We start from the raw sequence: 16288 nt of genomic DNA on the forward strand, positions 1-16288 counted from the left end.
CACGTCGGCGAGCAGCCGCCGAGTACCGATAGGCTCGGGGATCGTGGCAGCTCCAGTGATTGCAGTAGTTGGTGGCGGGCAGTTGGCCCGCATGTTGGCACCCGCGGCGGGTGAGCTCGGTGTGCACCTGAGGGTCCTCGTCGAGTCGGCGGGCACGGCGGCGGCGCAGGTCGTGGTCGACGCACCCGTCGGCGCGGCCGGCGACGAGGCCGATCTCCGGGCGCTCGTCGTCCCCGAGGCCGGCCCCCGGGCCGACGTACTCACGTTCGAGCACGAGCACGTGCCGAACGCCCTCCTCGACGCCCTCGTCGCCGAGGGGACGCCCGTGCACCCTTCCGCGCACGCGCTGCGGCACGCCCAGGACAAGATCGTGATGCGCGAGCGGCTGACCGCTCTCGGTGCCCCGTGCCCCCGGTGGCGCCCGCTCGCGACCGATCCCGAGACCGGTGCGCAGGAGCTCGAGGCCTTCCTCGCCGAGGTCGGCGGCAGCGCCGTCGTGAAGACGTCGCGCGGCGGGTACGACGGCAAGGGAGTGCGGGTCGTCGACTCGGCCGACGCCGCCGCGGACTGGCTCGCCGCGTCGTCGACGGGCGGACCGCCTCTTCTCGTCGAGGAGAAGGTTCCCTTCACCCGCGAGCTCGCGGTCCTCGTCGCGCGTCGCCCGTCGGGGGAGATCAGGACCTGGCCGGTCGTCGAGTCGATCCAGCGTGACGGGGTCTGCTCCGAGGTCCTCGCCCCCGCCCCGCGGCTGGGGGACGACCTCGCCGCACGGGCGCGGGCGATCGCCGTCGACGTCGCCGAAGGGCTCGACGTCACGGGGGTGCTCGCCGTCGAGATGTTCGAGGTCGCCGGCACGGACGAGAATGCCCCTGAGATCTTCGTCAACGAGCTCGCGATGCGACCGCACAACTCCGGGCACTGGACGATCGACGGTGCGGTGACGAGCCAGTTCGAGCAGCACCTGCGTGCCGTGCTCGACCTTCCGCTCGGCGACACCTCCGCGACGGCTCGCTGGACCGTCATGGCGAACGTGCTCGGCTCGTCGCTCGGTGACCTGACCGACGCCCTGCCGGACGTCCTGGCCGCCTATCCCGACGCGAGGGTCAACCTCTACGGCAAGGACGTGCGACCCGGCCGCAAGCTCGGCCACGTGAACGTGAGCGGCGACGACCTGGACGAGGTCCGTCGTCGTGCGACTGCCGCCGCTGCGATCCTGCGCGGCGAGAACCCCACCCAGGAGGCGTGATGTCCGCTCAGAACCCGCTCGTCGGGATCGTCATGGGATCCGACTCGGACTGGCCCGTGATGGAGGCCGCGGCCGAGGCGCTCGAGGAGTTCGGCGTCCCCGTCGAGGTGGACGTCGTCTCGGCGCACCGGATGCCCACCGAGATGATCGACTACGGGCGCGAGGCCGCCGGACGCGGGATCCGTGTGATCGTCGCGGGCGCCGGTGGTGCCGCGCACCTGCCCGGCATGCTCGCGGCCGTGACGCCGCTGCCGGTGATCGGGGTTCCCGTCCCGCTGCGCCACCTCGACGGCATGGACTCGTTGCTCTCGATCGTGCAGATGCCCGCGGGCGTCCCGGTCGCAACTGTCTCTGTCGGGGGTGCCCGGAACGCGGGTCTCCTCGCGGCACGCATCCTCGGTGCAGGAGAGGGCGAGGACGCGGCGCGCCTGCGCGAGAAGATGGTCGCGTTCCAGGGTGAGCTCGGTGACCAGGCTCGTGCCAAGGGTGCCCGGCTGCGTGCCTCGCGTTCCTCGCAGGGGTCGACGGGCTTCACCGCCTGACGGGAACGGCCCGGCGGATCGCCGGGCCGTTCCGCGCCGCGGCTACGCCTCGTCGTCGCCGACCGTCGTCCCCGGCTCGAAGTTGCCGTCGCGCACGTCCGTCCAGAACTGGGGGGCGAGCTCCTCGTCGAGCAGGACGGTCGAGCCGATCCCGCCCGGCCGGTAGTCGAGGCTCGCGATCGGGGGAGTCCCCGTCACGCCTTCCTCGCCCGTGGCGTTCACGAACGCCAGCCCGAGCGAGGCGAGATTCACCATGCCGGTGTCCTCGTCGACCAGCAGTGCGTCCGTTCCTGCGGTGATGAGCTCGACCTGGCGTCCGGGATGCCACAGCAGCGACGGGGTGATCGCCTCGTCCGCGATGGCTCCGATGACCTGACGCTGGCGCTCCGCGCGGCCGATGTCGCCCTTCGGGTCCGAGTAGCGCATGCGCGAGAAGGCCAGGGCGGTCTCGCCGTCCGCGACGTGGCAGCCGGCCTCCCAGACGAGGCCGCTCTTCTCGTCGTCGACGTCGTAGTCCAGGCAGAGCTCCACACCGCCGATGGCGTCGACGACGTCCTCGACCCCGGTGAAGCCGATCTCGGCGTAGTGGTCGACCGTGAGACCGGTGAGACCCTCGACGGTCTGGACCAGCAGCGCGGGACCGCCGTAGGAGTACGACGAGTTCAGCTTTCCGGCACCGTAGCCGGGGATCTCGACGTACGTGTCGCGCGGGAGGCTGATCAGGGAGACGGGACCGGAGGTCGGCTTCTGCAGAAGAAGGATCGAGTCGGTGCGTGCTCCCTCGGTCCCGTCCTCGGCGACGCCTCCGTCACGGGCGTCCGAGCCGGCGAGCAGGTACGTCGTCCCCGCGGTGTCGCTCGCGCCCGAGAGCGCGTCGACGTGCTGGATCTTGCCGTTCGCCCAGATGACCAGCCCGATCGGCCACGCGAGCAGCAGGATCAGGACGAACACGAGGATGACGGCGGTGACGCGGCCCTTGCGGATGCGGATGCCCGACGATCCCGTGCCCTGCGTCCTCGGGGCCGGGGCTGATCGGGTCGCCGCCGGGGCCGCGGCTCGGGACTGCCCCTGCTGGCTGCGGGGCGCGTACGAGGCCGGCTGCTGCTGCGCCGAGCGGGCCTGTGGCTGCGACGCTCGCGTCCGCCCCGACCGCGGCGTGTCCGCGCGGGCCGACCTGCGGGTGGGCGTCACCGGCTGCTCGCCCGTGCCCCGGGTGGACTGCCGCTTGATCCGCGGCTCGCCCGACGTGCCGGAGGCGGGGATCCCGTTCGGTGTCGGTGGGTGCGTCGGTCCCTGGCGCGAACGGCGACGGTCCGAGCCCACCGGGATCGCCTTGTCGGCGTCCGAGGGGCGAGAGCGGCCGCCGGGTGGCGTGAAGCTGGGCGGGAGAGATCCGTCGTCGCTCATGTCACTCGCAGGTCGAGGTGGTGTCGTTCAGGTCGAACGCCTCCTGACCCGCCTCCTTCTCTTCTCCGACGTCGGTGGTGTCCGTCTCGTCCGCGGTCTCGGCTGCCGCCTCGGTCGTCCCGGCCCCGTCCTCCGTGGAGGTGTCGTCCGTCGTGCCGCCGGTGCCCGGGTCCGCCTCGTCCGAGACGGGCGTGGCGTCCTCGATCAGGGGCGTGTCGGTCGCGAGCTTGTCCCAGACCTCGTCGGCCTCGTACGTCCAGACGAGTCGGTTCGGGTCCGCGGGGTCGGGTGACGTCGGGATGGTCATGAGGGAGATGTTGCCCGACCGGATGCTCCGAAGGCTGTAGGCGAGGCCGGTGAGGTCGGTGACTGAGCTGAGTCCGGGGCTGACGGTCAGCGAGCTCGTCGCCGCGTCGAGGAAGGAGTAGAGCCCGGTGGCGTCGGTCAGGAGGTTCTGGCTGAGCACCTGGCTGAGCGTCGCGGCGATCAGCTGCTGCTGGCGACCGATCCGGCTCAGGTCGCCGCCGTCGCCGAGGGAGTAGCGGGCCCGGGCGTACCCGAGGGCGTCCGCACCGTCGAGGGTCTGGAAGCCGGCGTCGAGGACCAGGTCCGCCTTGGGGTCGTCGACGGCCTCGGGGATGCACATCGGCACGCCGCCGATCGCGTCGACCATCGACTCGAACCCTGCGAAGTCGACGATCACGAAGTCGTCGATGTAGACGCCGGTCGTCTCCTGCACGGTCTTGACCGCGCAGCCGGCGGCGGACTCGAGGTCTCCGCCGTAGTCGGCGCCCGTGGCGAACGCGGAGTTGAACATCGAGCGACCGCCCGCGACGGTGCTGCCGTCCGTCATCTCGCACGTGGGACGTTCCACCATCGAGTCGCGCGGGATCGAGACGAGCTCGACCCGCTCGCGGTCCGCGGAGATGTGGGCGACGATCGCCGTGTCCGAGCGCATGCCCTCGACACCGGCGACGGCGAAGTCCGCGTTCTCGTCGCCGCGGAAGTCGGAGCCGAGGATGAGGATGTTCTGCGCCTCTCCGGCGCTCGCGTCGGCAGGCGGGGGCTTCTCGAGGTCTCCCGTGAGCCCGGAGATGTCGCTGGTCTGGATGTTGCCGGTGAGCTGGCTCGCGCCGAGGGCGCCGGCGGTCGCGCCGAAGGCGAGGACACCCGTCAGCCCGAGGGCGACCCCGCGCATCACGGAGGTGCGGCCCAGCTGCGCTGCATGGGCGGGTCCGCGCGTCGTCTCGGCGGCCACCTGGCGCGCGGAACGGTCGTTGCGGTGAGAAGGCACGGCCACGAGCATAGAGGCCATCGCACGAAACATGGCACCTTCGCGGGGGACAGATCGTGGAGGAACCGTGCAGGTGGGCCGTTCCTGGTCCGTCGCTGCCGTGATCGGCGCCCTGCCCGGTACCCTGCGTGGGTGCCTGATTCCTCGCCGACCTCGTCCGCCCACGAACCCCGCGTCGTCGCGGTCGTCGTGGCGTTCAACCGCGCTGACCTGCTGCGGGAGGCGCTCGACGCGCTCGCGGGGCAGGACCGCCCGGTCGACGCCGTCCTCGTGGTGGACAACGCGTCGACGGACCACACGGCGCGCGTCGCGGTCGAGCACCCGAGCGGGCCCGTCCTGCTGACTCTTCCCCGCAACACCGGTGGTGCGGGCGGGTTCGCGGTCGGGATGGCGCACGCCGTCCGTCGGCTGGACGCCGATCTGGTGTGGGTGATGGACGACGACACGATTCCCGGCCCGCACGCGCTCGCCGGGCTCCTCGAGGCGCGGGAGGCGTCGCCGGTGCCCGTGACGATCCTCGGCAGCCGGGTCGAGTGGGTCGACGGTCGCGAGCACCCGATGAACACCCCGCGCCGGCGTCCCTACGAGCGCGACGGTGACACGGTCGCCGGGGAGGCGACGTCCTCGGTCCCGGTGCGTTCGTCCTCGTTCGTCTCGATGATGATCGACGGCGGGGCGATCCGGCGGTTCGGTCTGCCCGTCGCCGACTACTTCATCTGGAACGACGACTTCGAGTACTCGGCGCGCCTGCTGCGCGACGGCACCGGACTGCACGTGCCCACGTCCGTCGTCGAGCACCGGACGAAGGTCTTCGGTGCCACGGACGTCGACCCGGGCGAGCGTTTCTACTACGAGGTGCGCAACAAGGTCTGGATGATCACGCGGTCGTCGGCACTGACCCCGGGGGAGCGGGTGCTGTACACCGGCGCCGCGATGCGGCGCTGGGCGCGCACGGTTTCCGCGTCCAAGGCGCGCGGCGTCCTCGTCCGTGCCGGTTCGCGCGGGTTGCGTGACGGGGCCCTGCGGCGTCCGAAGAGCTCGACGACCGTCCTCGCCGGGATGGGGGACGTCAGCGACGACGTCGCAGCGGTCGAGCGTGGAGCAGGGCGTGCCTGACTTCTCCGTCCTCCTGCCCGTCTACGACGGCGACGACGCGGAGTTCGTCGAGCGCGCCTTCGCGTCGGTGTCGGTGGAGCAGACGCTGCGGCCGACGGAGATCGTGGTCGTCCGGGACGGGCCCGTCCGTCCCGCCCTCCAGCGGGCCCTCGAGGCGCTGCGCGACGGCTCCGAGATCCCGGTCGTGCTCGTCGAGCTGCCCGAGAACGGTGGCCTCGCGCTCGCGCTCGAGGAGGGGCTGGCCCGGTGCTCCCACGAGATCGTGGCGCGCCAGGACGCCGACGACATCTCGGTCCCGCACCGGTTCCAGGTCCAGGTGCCGATGGTCGCCGACGGCGCCGACGTCGTCGGCTCTGCGATCCGGGAGTTCGCCGTCGAGGGCGACCTGGGCCTGCTGCGCGTGGTCCCGGTCGACCAGGCGGCCATCGAGCGCTACGCCCGGTTCCGGTCGCCCTTCAACCACCCGTCGGTCGTCTACCGCAAGAGTGCGGTCGCGCGCGCCGGCGGCTACGAGGACCTCCGGCTCATGGAGGACTACTGGTTGTTCGCGCGGATGATCGCCGGCGGGGCGCGGGCCCGGAACGTCGCCGAGCCGCTCGTGCAGTACCGCGTCGGCGCCGGGGCGTATGCACGGCGTGGCGGCACGCGGCTGTTCAGGTCGGAGCTCGAGCTGCAGCGCAAGATGCACGCGGCCGGGATGACGTCGCGGTGGGGGTACCTGCGCAACGTCGTCGTGCGCGGCGCGTACCGGTACGTCCCTGAGGGGATCCGCCGCGCGGCCTACCGTGCCGTCGTCCGACATGACGCCGCTGCCCCGGCCGCGGCCCGAGAGGAGTAGCAGTGGACGCCGATGTGGTGGTCGTAGGTTCTGGGTTCTTCGGACTGACCGTGGCGGAGCGGTTGGCGGTCGAGCACGGGCGCAAGGTGCTGGTGATCGACCGGCGTTCGCACATCGGTGGGAACGCGTACTCGGAGGCGGAGGCGCAGACGGGGATCGAGGTGCACCGGTACGGTGCGCACCTGTTCCACACGTCGAACGAGCGTGTGTGGGAGTACGTGAACCGGTTCACGTCGTTCACGGACTACGAGCACCGGGTGTACACCACGCACCGGGGCGAGGTCTTCCCGATGCCGATCAACCTGGGCACGATCAACCAGTTCTTCCGGTCGGCGCACGGTCCGACGGCGGCGCGTGCGTTGATCAAGGAGCTGTCGGCCGAGCTGGGGGGCAGGACGCCGCAGAACCTCGACGAGCAGGGGGTGTCGTTGATCGGGCGCCCGTTGTACGAGGCGTTCATCCGTGAGTACACGGCCAAGCAGTGGCAGACCGACCCGCGTGAGCTGCCGGCGTCGATCATCTCGCGCCTGCCGGTGCGGTACACGTACGACAACCGGTACTTCAACGACACCCACGAGGGGTTGCCGACGGACGGGTACACGGCGTGGATCGAGCGGATGGCGGACCATCCGAACATCGAGGTGCGTCTGGACACGGACTTCTTCGACTCGAGCCAGCCCGTGCACAAGGCGAACGTGGTCGGCAACGTGCCGGTGGTCTACACCGGGCCTGTGGACCGGTACTTCGACGGTGTGGAGGGTGAGCTGTCCTGGCGGACGCTGGACTTCGAGGAGGAGGTCCTGCCGGTCGGGGATTTCCAGGGGACGCCGGTGATGAACTACGCGGACGCGGACGTGCCGTTCACGCGGATCCACGAGTTCCGCCACTTCCACCCCGAGCGGGAGTATCCGACGGACAGGACGGTGATCATGCGGGAGTTCTCGCGGTTCGCCGAGGGCGGGGACGAGCCGTACTACCCGATCAACACCGCCGTCGACCGCGAGCGTCTGAAGGCCTACCGCGAGCTCGCCAAGGGTGAGAAGGACGTGCTCTTCGGTGGCCGCCTGGGTACGTACCAGTACCTCGACATGCACATGGCGATCGGCTCGGCGCTCTCGATGGTCGACAACAAGCTCACGCCGTACCTGACCGCGGGCGTACCTCTGCACTGATCCGCGCGGCGACCGCGCGGCGAGCGTCCGGCTCTCGCACGGGCGGTCGCGGGCGGGCGCGGCCGTCAGCCGAGAAGGTCCGCGTCGACCCGTTCGGTCGCGACCAGGCGTGCGCGGCGGTCGGGGTCGGCGCGCAGCTCGGCGGCGACGGAGGTCGACGCGAGCACGAGCGACCCGTCCCGGACGAGCACGCCGACCACGCACAGGAGCCAGGGCACGAGTCCGGTGTCCGGTGCCTCCAGCAGTGCACGCGCACCGGCCGGGACGCCCGTCGCGGCGTCGTCGGCCGCGGCGACGATCTCGCCGTGCGTGATGCGCCTCGGGGCGGTGACCGCCGGAGCGTCGGGGTCGACCGGCGGTGCCCATCCGAGCTGGTCGCCGTAGGTCATGACCGCGCTCGCGGCGTCGACGGCAGAGGCGGGCAGCTCGCCGTCGAAGGACCGGGCCAGGGCCGGCAGCGCGACCGCCACGACGTCGCGCCCGGAGACGGTCGCGGGGGAGGTCGTCACGACGACGTCGCCGGTGTCACCCTCGACGACCTCGGCGCCGGTGCGCCACGCGGCGAGAGACCAGACGAGCGAGCGCCAATGCGGAATCACATCAATTGCAATCACGCAACTTGAACTCGCGTCGAATTCTTCGACGAGAAGATTCGTTGTTTTCGTGACCCAGTTTTCGACCACGGCTGCGGAGAGCTCGACGCGCTCGCCGCCGTCGCCGTACCACGTCACGCAGGGACGCCCTGCACGGGTGCGGAGACGGACGAGCAGGTCAGTGATGTGCGGAGGCAGTGGAGTCGTCACCCGGAGAGCCTATCGCCGTCGGTCCGGGTGAAGATTCTGTCGAGGATGTCCGGAACGCACGGCGATATCACACGTTCGGCTTGACGACTCCGCATGACACACGTGTAATTCACCTATTGGGGTTTCCACAACCATGAAGGGGCACAGCATGTGGAACGTTCTTGACGGGGCGGACGGATTTCCGTCCGACACCATGACACCGGCCGAGCCGGTCGCGCCGGTCCTCTCGATCTTCGGCGACGACGCCGTCGACGAGACGCTGCTCGGCTGGCAGGAGCGCGCCCTCTGCGCGCAGACCGACCCGGAGGCGTTCTTCCCCGAGAAGGGCGGATCGACCCGGGAGGCCAAGAAGGTCTGCATGGGCTGCGAGGTCCGTGTCGAATGCCTGGAGTACGCGCTCGAGAACGACGAACGCTTCGGGATCTGGGGCGGACTCTCCGAGCGCGAGCGCCGCAAGCTGAAGCGCCGCGCCGTCTGATCCGGGGGCTTCGGCCCGTGCGACGCGCGGACCTGAAATCCCTTGCACCACGAAGTTCGGGGCGCATGATGAACGCAGCATGACTACCTCGGACATGCTCGGCCACTCCCGAGCGGAAGACTCGACCGACGCCCCGTACGACGCTGTCGCAGCGCTGACGGGAGCGGTACCGCGCGTGGCCACGGTGACCGCGGTCGTCGTCACCGACGGCCCCAGCCCCTTCTTGTCGCGCACGCTCGCGGCACTCGCGGCCCAGGAGACCTCTCCGCACGAGATCGTCGTCGTGGACGTCGGAGCCGCCGACTCCACCGGGGACTACGACGACCTCTCGCTCGGGCAGACGCGGTTCGTCGCCGCCCCCGGAGCCCGTACCTTCGGCGCCGCCGTGAGCTCCGCGCTCGCCGAGGGCTCGTCGCACCGCTGGCTGTGGGTGCTCCACAACGACGCCGCTCCCGCCCCGGACGCCCTGGCGCGGCTCCTCGACGCGGTCGAGCACAGCTCGACGGTCGCCGTCGCCGGCGCCAAGCAGGTCCTGTGGGACGACGGCGAGACCCCGCGCCTGCTGCACGTCGGGATCACGACGTCGCCGCTCGGGCGCCGTATGACCGGGATCCAGCCCGGGGAGATCGACCAGGGCCAGCACGACGGACGCTCCGACGTCCTGGCCGTGAGCCTCGTCGGTGCCCTCGTCAGGCGCGACGTCTGGGAAGACCTCGACGGGACCGACCCCCAGCTCGGACCGTTCGGGGACGGGCTCGACCTGTGCCGTCGGGTGCGGCTGGCCGGCCACCGCGTCGTCGTGGTCCCCGGGGCCGTCGTCCACCACGCCCAGGTGACCCTCCGCGACCGACAGGTCCTGACGTCCGGTCGCCATCGACACCGCGACGACGACCCGTCCTTCCGCAGTCGGCGGCGGGCCGAGCTCTACCAGCGCCTGACGTGGGTCCGTGGCTACCTGATGCCCGTCGCGCTCCTGGCGATGCTGCTGTGGGGTCCGGTGGCCGCCATGTACCGGTTGGCGATCAAGCAGCCGCGTCGCGCGGCCGACGAGATCGTCGCCCCGTGGCTGGCTGCCACCTCCACGGTCGCGGCGCTCCGCGCACGGTCGCGGCGGCGTCGTACCTCGGTGATCCGCCGCGGGGCACTCCGCCCGCTCGAGGCGACGTGGGGTGACGTGCTGCGCGCTCGCAGGGACGCCCGGCTGGCCTGGAACGAACGCCGCCGTACCCGGCGTGCTCCCACGGAGATCGAGCGGGCCGAGCTCCGTCAGCTCGCCGTGCGGCGCCGGACCGCGCTCTCGGTGGTCGCCGTCGCGCTCGTCGGGCTCACGGCGTGGATCTTCGGGCCCGTCCTGGGGCTGCTGGCCGCGGGTGGACGCCTGGTCGGTGGTTCGGTACTCACCGCTCAGAGCGATCTCGGCGACCTGTGGAACGCGGCGACCGGGGGGTGGGTCTCGACGGGCCTGGGTGCGGCCGGACCCGCCGACCCGCTCCTCCTGTCGCTCGTCCCGCTCTCCGCCGTCCTCGGACTCCAGGCGTCCGTCAACCTGCTGCTCACGGCCTCCCTGCTCCTCGCCGGCCTGGGTGCGTGGGCGGCTGCCGGCGCGGCGACGCGCTCGGTCTGGCTCCGTGCGCTCGCGGCTCTGGTCTGGACGGCCGCGCCGCCGTTGCTCATCGGTCTCGGCGAGGGCAGGCTCGGCGCGGTCCTCGCCCACGTGATGCTCCCGTGGGTGATCCTCGGCGTGGTCCGGACGGTCGGCGCGCAGGCCGTCGACCGGGTCGCCGCGGTGACCCCCCACGAGGACGAGCCCGCCGTGGAGACCCGGACCGGGTCGATCGGTGCCGCTGCCGCGGCGGCCCTCGCCTTCGCGGTGGCCGTCGCCGCCGAGCCGATGCTCCTGCCCGTCGGCCTGCTCGCGCTCGTGCCCGTCGCGCTCACCGCCTCCGTGGGTCGTCGACTGCTCCTGCTCGTCCCGCTCCCGGCGGTGCTCGTCTCGGTCCCGCTGCTCGTCGAGGTCGTCGTGACGTGGACCGAAGGAGGGTGGCGGCTTCTCGCAGCCAGTCCGGGCGTACCGGTGGCGTCCGCACAGGTCGAACCCTGGCAGGTTCTGCTCGGCCTGCCGGCGCGACCGACCCCGTGGTTCGGGCTCGAGGACGGTGCGGTCGGGACCGCCGCCGAGATCGCGCCCTACCTTCTCGGCGCATCGCTGGTCGTCGGTGCCGTCGTGGCGCTCGTCCGGCGTGGTCGCACCGCCGGAGCCCGCGTGCTGTGGCTGCTCGTCGTCCTCGGGGCCGTCGCTGCGCTCGGGGCCCAGCTCGTGACCGTGGCGGCAGACGTCGACGGTCCCGTGCGCGGCTGGCCGGGGGCGGGGCGTCCCTCGTGGTCGCCGGACTCCTCGGCGCGACGTTGCTCGCCCTGCGCGGACGCCGCGACGGCCAGGCCCCGGAGCCCGTCGAGCGCACCCGCCGCGCGCGGCGGGTGCACGGCCTGGTGGCCGCGGTCGTGGGCACCGTGGGTGTGGTCGTCCCGGCCGCGACCGTCTGGGCCTGGCAGAGCGACGTCGTCGACCCGTCGACCGGGTCCGTGGGTGAGCTCGTCGCGACCGACTCCACCGTCGTGCCGCCGGTCGGCCGCCAGATGCAGCAGGCGCCCCGGCAGGCCCGTGTGCTCACTCTGCAGATCGCCGACGACGGAGCCGTCACCTATGCGCTCCTGCGGGCGGACGGCAGCCAGCTCGTCGACTCGTCGGCCGCGGTGCACCTGCGCGACGTCCGCGAGGCGGGTGCCGACGACGGGCTGGCCGACGTCGTCGCCGACCTCGCCACGGCCGGTTCCTCGCAGGCTCCCGAGCTCCTGACGAACCTGGGCGTCGGCGGGGTCGTGGTTCCCGAGGTGGAGCAGTCCACCCGTGCGCGCTCCGAGATGATCGCGCGCATCGACACGGTCTCAGGTCTCGAGCGTGTGACCGAGGGCCGCTCGTCCGTGCTCTGGCGCGTCGTCGCTCCCGAGGCGACACGTGCCTCGGACGACCTGGTGGGCCCGGCGTGGGCGCGGATCGAGGCGGGGGACGGCACCGTCGAGAGCTATCTCGACGCCCGGTCCTCGACGGTGGAGGGTTTCGTCGCCCCGGGGGCCGAGGACCGTCGCGTGATCATCGCCGAGCACGCGGACGCCGGATGGACCGCACACCTGGACGGCCGGGCCCTGACCGCGGTCGACGCGGACGGGGTGCAGGCCTTCGAGCTGGGTGCCGACGGCGGGCAGCTCGACATCGCGTACGACTGGCCGTGGCGTCTGCCGTGGCTGGTCGGGACAGGACTGGTGCTCGTGGTGATCGGACTTCTCGCGCTCCCGGTCGCGCGACGGCGGGGGGTGGCCCGATGAGGCGGCCCACGCGCACGACCGTGGTCTCCGCCGTCACCGGTGTCCTCGTGCTCGCCGGCGCCGGCGCCGTGGCGGCGTTCGGCGACGACGTCCCGCTGGACCCGCCCGGTCTGGCCGTCGAGCAGACGTCGATCACCGTCCCGCCCCTCGCTCGCACGCTCGTGTGCCCTGCGCAGGTACGGATGACCGACGACGAGTCGGTCGGGGACAGTGCCTTCACCACCGAGCTGGACACGACGAGCGCGGCCGTCGCCGGCGTCGTCGGGGATGCTCCGGCCACCGCCGGAGCGCTCGGGGAGGACGGCGCCGACGTACCGCGCGGGGGCGGCGCGGCCGTCGTCGAGACGTCGCCCGCGACGTCGGCGTCGTGGATCACGATCGAGCCCGACGGCGGCGGTGACCTCGCCGCCGGAGCTGCACGGTCGACGACCACCACGGGTGACCTTCGCGGGCTCGCGGCAGGGGAGTGCCGGACCGCCGGCATCAGCCAGTGGCTCGTCGGGGGCAGCACCGAGGTCGGCAGCTCCTCGCAGCTCGTCCTCCAGAACCCGGGGACCACCCCGGCGGCGATCGCCGTGTCGGTGTGGGGGCCTGCCGGACGTGTGGCGGTGACGGGCTCGGACCGCTTCGTCGTGCCGCCCGGCGAGCAGATCGTCACGCTGCTCGAGGGCGGTGCGCCGGAGCAGCCGCGCACCGTCGTCCACGTCGAGGCGGAGGGCGGCCTCGTCACGTCCTACCTGCAGCACTCCACGGTCGACGGGATCGTCGCCGCCGGCGTCGACCTCGTCACCCAGGGGGCGGAGCCCGCGACCGACCTGGTGGTGCCCGGGGTCGTGAGCCTCGGGGAGGATGTCGGGGCCGAGACCGAGCCCACCCTCCGTCTGCTGGCGCCGGAGGTCGACGCGACGGCCACGCTGACGCTCTACGGGCCCGACGGCGAACGCGCGGTCCCCGGCATCGACACGATCGACCTGCCGGCGGGCCGGGTGGTCGACGTGGGGCTCGGAGGGCTCGAACCCGGCCCGTACACCGTCCGGGTCTCGGCCGACGAGCCTGTCGTCGCCGGCGTCGAGCTTCTGCGCGACGGAGACCCGGACCCCGACTCGACCCGCGGCGGCGTCCAGGTCGACCGCGCGTGGATCTCGGCGCAGGCCGCCGGGACGACCGGCGGGACCGCGGCTATCCCCGACGGGACCCGCGCGCGCGTCGTCGTCGCCGGCGAGCACGCCACCACGGCCACCCTCACGGGGTACGACGACGCGGGGGAGGTCGCCGGGACGAGCGACCTCTCGCTGGTCGCCGAGTCGTCCGTCGAGGTGCCGGTCTCCGGCCTCGGCGACGACGTTGCGCTCGTGACCGTGGAGGGAGCGACCTGGAACGTGCTCCTCGACGCCGGGGATCCTGCCCCGGACGCGGAGGACGGCGCCCCGGGCTCCCTCCTCTCGGCGCTCACGCCCGTGCCCGCCGGCGCCGGGCCGCAGGACGTCGTCGTCCGCGTCGACGAGACCGTCGGACAGGGCTGAGCCCGTTCGCCTACGGGTCCTCGCGCCCGAACATCGGGTCGATCTCCTCCGGCCTCCGGCCCAGGAGCTCGGCCACCTGCTGCACGACGACGTCGCTGACCATGTCGGCGAGGTCCGCCCGACCGGTGGCGCGGCTCTCGATCGGACGACGGAAGACGACGATCCGGGCCGGCTGGCCCGACTCCGCCGGGTGGCACCGTCCGAGGCGGACACCGATCGGCTCCCACGGGTGCGGGTCCGAGGGCGGGACCGTCTCCACGGCGAACTCCGTACCGCGCAGCTCGTCGCCCCAGACGGCCTCCACCCGCTCGACCGCCGCCAGCACGTAGCCGTCGAACCGGTCGCTCCGGCTCAGGTGTGCCGGCACCGACGGGGGGATCAACGGTCCGCGGACGCCTCGCCCACGACGGTCCCGCCGCCGGCGGGGGCCCGCGACCTCCGCCGGGACGACGTAGGCGAGGTCCGGCGACGGCTCGGCCCGCGCCGCCCACACGGGCGCCGACGGCCTGGAAGGCTCGGACGACTGCTGCTGGCGTCGACGGAAGGAGGGCACGGACCGAGCCTAGGCCAGGTCCGTCCGGCGTGTGCGGGCAACGGCCACTCCGCGAGGGGCGTATGGTCGGCCCGTGAAGTCGGTCCGTCAGTGTTCTCGCACCGCGTGCACCCGCGCCGCGGTCGCCACGCTCACCTATGTCTACGCGGACTCGACCGCCGTGCTCGGTCCCCTCGCGCACCTCGCCGAGCCGCACTCCTACGACCTGTGTGCCGACCACGCCGAACGCCTGACCGCGCCCCGCGGATGGGAGGTCGTCCGCCTCTCTCCGGAGTTCGTCGAGTCAGGGCCCAGCCAGGACGACCTCTCGGCGCTCGCCGACGCGGTGCGCGAGGCCGGGATGCGGACCGACTCCCCGGAGCCGGAGAACATGGCCGAGGTCGGTCGTCGAGGACACCTGCGGGTGCTGCGCGCCGACGGCTCCTGACCCACGCACGGATAGGGTGGGTGCGTGAGCGACCTGACGCAGATCATCAAGGCCTACGACGTGCGCGGCGTCGTCCCCGACCAGTGGGACGCCGAGGTCGCCCGCGCCATCGGTGCCGCGTTCGCGCGTGTGGTGGTGATCCCGGAGTGGGCGCACGTTCCCGCGGACGGTGAACCCGCCGAGCCCGCCGACCGCCCCGGCATCGTGGTCGGGCAGGACATGCGCGAGTCCGGGGACACCCTCGTCGAGGCGTTCGCCGACGGAGTAGTGTCCGCGGGAGTCGACGTCGTGCGTATCGGTCTCTGCTCCACCGACGGGCTCTACCACGCCGCCGGGGTCCTGGAGCGTCCGGGGGCCATGTTCACGGCGAGCCACAACCCGGCGCAGTACAACGGGATCAAGATGTGTCGCGCCGGTGCCCGACCGGTCGGACTCGCGTCCGGGCTCGCCGAGGTGCGGCGGCTCGCGCAGGAGTACCTCGACTCCGGGTTCCCCGCGCCGTCACCGACGCCCGGCACCGTCGGCCACCGCGAGATGCTCGCCGAGTATGCGGCGTATCTGCGTGCGCTCGTCGACATCCGCGGGATCCGCCCGCTCAAGGTCGTCGTCGACGCCGGCAACGGGATGGCCGGCCTGACCGCGCCCGCCGTCCTGGGCGACGCGGCCGGCCTCGACCCTCTGCCGCTCGACGTCGTCCCGCTGTACTGGGAGCTCGACGGCTCCTTCCCGAACCACGAGGCGAACCCGCTCGAGCCGAAGAACCTCGAGGACCTTCGCGCCGCCGTCGTCGAGCACGACGCCGACCTCGGTCTGGCGTTCGACGGGGACGCGGACCGGTGCTTCGTCGTCGACGAGCACGGCGACCCGGTCTCGCCGTCCGCCGTGACGGCCCTCGTCGGCCTCCGCGAGGTCGAGCGCGAGAAGGCCGAGGGGCGCACCCCCACGGTGATCCACAACCTGATCACCTCGCGAGCGGTCCCCGACTTCCTCGGTGCCGCGGGTGCTCGCGTCGTCCGCACGCGCGTCGGGCACTCGTTCATCAAGGCCGAGATGGCGGACAACGACGCCGTGTTCGGAGGAGAGCACAGCGCTCACTACTACTTCCGCGACTTCTTCTTCGCCGACACGGGCATGCTCGCCGCCCTGCACGTCCTCGCGGCGCTCGGCGAGCAGCCCCACGCGCTCTCCGACCTCGCCGAGATGTACGAGCCGTACGTGTCCTCGGGGGAGATCAACTCGACGGTCGACGACGTCGTCGCGGCACGAGAGCGTGTCGTCGACGCCTACGTGACGAACCCCGGGGGCGGGGAGGTCGAGGTGGACGAGCTCGACGGGCTGACCGTCTCCCACTGGGACTCCCACCCGCAGTGGTGGTTCAACCTCCGTGCCTCCAACACCGAACCCTTGCTGCGGCTCAACGTCGAGGCGGCCGACGAGGACATCATGATCAAGGTGCGCGACGACGTCCTGTCGCTCGTGCGAGCCACCACCGACGAGAACTGAGG

The 16288-nt window shown here is 72.4% G+C and carries 14 protein-coding genes; 10 read left to right on the forward strand and 4 right to left on the reverse strand.

Features of this window, described 5'->3' with window-relative positions; all coding sequences use genetic code 11:
• The first annotated feature begins 91 nt into the window (after positions 1-91).
• Both BLU20_RS05725 and purE read left to right on the forward strand, forming a co-directional pair.
• On the forward strand, positions 92-1246 hold the full coding sequence (locus BLU20_RS05725; protein ID WP_231959318.1) for a 5-(carboxyamino)imidazole ribonucleotide synthase: 1155 nt from the start codon (positions 92-94) through the stop codon (positions 1244-1246).
• The gene (gene purE, locus BLU20_RS05730) at positions 1246-1788 is read left to right on the forward strand and encodes a 5-(carboxyamino)imidazole ribonucleotide mutase (protein ID WP_029253106.1); all 543 of its coding nucleotides are present in this window, start codon (positions 1246-1248) and stop codon (positions 1786-1788) included. The genes BLU20_RS05725 and purE overlap by 1 nt, the downstream gene beginning before the upstream one ends.
• 42 nt (positions 1789-1830) lie before the next feature.
• Here purE and BLU20_RS05735 read toward each other — a convergent pair whose 3' ends face one another.
• Positions 1831-3195: an LCP family protein gene (locus tag BLU20_RS05735; RefSeq protein WP_083371910.1), complete on the reverse strand. Its 1365-nt coding sequence runs from the start codon at positions 3193-3195 to the stop codon at positions 1831-1833.
• 1 nt (position 3196) lies between these two features.
• Positions 3197-4489, reverse strand: coding sequence for an LCP family protein (locus tag BLU20_RS05740; protein WP_231959319.1), 1293 nt, complete (start codon positions 4487-4489; stop codon positions 3197-3199).
• A 132-nt stretch (positions 4490-4621) separates the two neighbouring features.
• Between BLU20_RS05740 and BLU20_RS14035 the strand changes: the two genes are divergently transcribed.
• Genes BLU20_RS14035 through glf form a run of 3 tightly spaced genes read left to right on the forward strand, consistent with a single transcriptional unit; the run spans position 4622 to position 7615 of the window.
• A complete protein-coding gene (locus BLU20_RS14035) occupies positions 4622-5605 on the forward strand; it encodes a glycosyltransferase family 2 protein (RefSeq protein WP_029253109.1) in 984 nt (327 codons plus the stop codon).
• Positions 5598-6443, forward strand: coding sequence for a glycosyltransferase (locus BLU20_RS14040; RefSeq protein ID WP_197675422.1), 846 nt, complete (start codon positions 5598-5600; stop codon positions 6441-6443). The genes BLU20_RS14035 and BLU20_RS14040 overlap by 8 nt, the downstream gene beginning before the upstream one ends.
• Positions 6444-6445: 2 nt before the next feature.
• Positions 6446-7615: a UDP-galactopyranose mutase gene (gene glf / locus BLU20_RS05750; RefSeq protein WP_083371911.1), complete on the forward strand. Its 1170-nt coding sequence runs from the start codon at positions 6446-6448 to the stop codon at positions 7613-7615.
• Positions 7616-7680: 65 nt separating this feature from the next.
• Here glf and BLU20_RS05755 read toward each other — a convergent pair whose 3' ends face one another.
• Positions 7681-8418 carry a TIGR03089 family protein gene (locus BLU20_RS05755; protein WP_231959320.1) on the reverse strand — a complete coding sequence of 246 codons (738 nt, stop codon included), beginning with the start codon at positions 8416-8418 and terminating at the stop codon, positions 7681-7683.
• A gap of 148 nt (positions 8419-8566) precedes the next feature.
• Between BLU20_RS05755 and BLU20_RS05760 the strand changes: the two genes are divergently transcribed.
• The 3 genes from BLU20_RS05760 to BLU20_RS05775 all read left to right on the forward strand — a co-directional run bounded on the left by BLU20_RS05760 (position 8567) and on the right by BLU20_RS05775 (position 13803).
• Positions 8567-8896 (forward strand): WhiB family transcriptional regulator, encoded by a 330-nt coding sequence (locus BLU20_RS05760; RefSeq protein WP_029253113.1) that lies wholly within the window; start codon positions 8567-8569, stop codon positions 8894-8896.
• A 79-nt stretch (positions 8897-8975) separates the two neighbouring features.
• Entirely contained in the window at positions 8976-11753 is a 2778-nt protein-coding gene (locus BLU20_RS05765) for a glycosyltransferase (protein WP_083371913.1), read from the forward strand.
• Positions 11754-12276: 523 nt separating this feature from the next.
• Positions 12277-13803 (forward strand): DUF5719 family protein, encoded by a 1527-nt coding sequence (locus tag BLU20_RS05775; RefSeq protein WP_157270335.1) that lies wholly within the window; start codon positions 12277-12279, stop codon positions 13801-13803.
• Between the two features lie 10 nt (positions 13804-13813).
• Here the strand turns inward: BLU20_RS05775 and BLU20_RS05780 are convergent, their stop codons facing one another.
• The gene (locus BLU20_RS05780; RefSeq protein ID WP_331713075.1) at positions 13814-14356 is read right to left on the reverse strand and encodes a metallopeptidase family protein; all 543 of its coding nucleotides are present in this window, start codon (positions 14354-14356) and stop codon (positions 13814-13816) included.
• A gap of 73 nt (positions 14357-14429) precedes the next feature.
• Between BLU20_RS05780 and BLU20_RS05785 the strand changes: the two genes are divergently transcribed.
• Together BLU20_RS05785 and BLU20_RS05790 are read left to right on the forward strand one after the other, a co-directional pair.
• A complete protein-coding gene (locus BLU20_RS05785; protein ID WP_083371916.1) occupies positions 14430-14783 on the forward strand; it encodes a DUF3499 domain-containing protein in 354 nt (117 codons plus the stop codon).
• Between the two features lie 24 nt (positions 14784-14807).
• On the forward strand, positions 14808-16286 hold the full coding sequence (locus BLU20_RS05790; protein ID WP_083371917.1) for a phosphomannomutase/phosphoglucomutase: 1479 nt from the start codon (positions 14808-14810) through the stop codon (positions 16284-16286).
• Positions 16287-16288: the final 2 nt, after the last annotated feature.

Source organism: Paraoerskovia marina, assembly GCF_900105445.1.
In the GTDB taxonomy this organism is placed as follows: Bacteria; Actinomycetota; Actinomycetes; order Actinomycetales; family Cellulomonadaceae; genus Paraoerskovia; species Paraoerskovia marina.

Coding starts and splice junctions, on each gene's coding strand:
- BLU20_RS05725 (WP_231959318.1), top strand. CDS start 92: ATGTTGGCACCCGCGGCGGGTGAGCTCGGTGTGCACCTGAGGGTCCTC.
- purE (WP_029253106.1), top strand. CDS start 1,246: ATGTCCGCTCAGAACCCGCTCGTCGGGATCGTCATGGGATCCGACTCG.
- BLU20_RS05735 (WP_083371910.1), bottom strand. CDS start 3,195: ATGAGCGACGACGGATCTCTCCCGCCCAGCTTCACGCCACCCGGCGGC.
- BLU20_RS05760 (WP_029253113.1), top strand. CDS start 8,567: ATGTGGAACGTTCTTGACGGGGCGGACGGATTTCCGTCCGACACCATG.
- BLU20_RS05765 (WP_083371913.1), top strand. CDS start 8,976: ATGACTACCTCGGACATGCTCGGCCACTCCCGAGCGGAAGACTCGACC.
- BLU20_RS05775 (WP_157270335.1), top strand. CDS start 12,277: ATGAGGCGGCCCACGCGCACGACCGTGGTCTCCGCCGTCACCGGTGTC.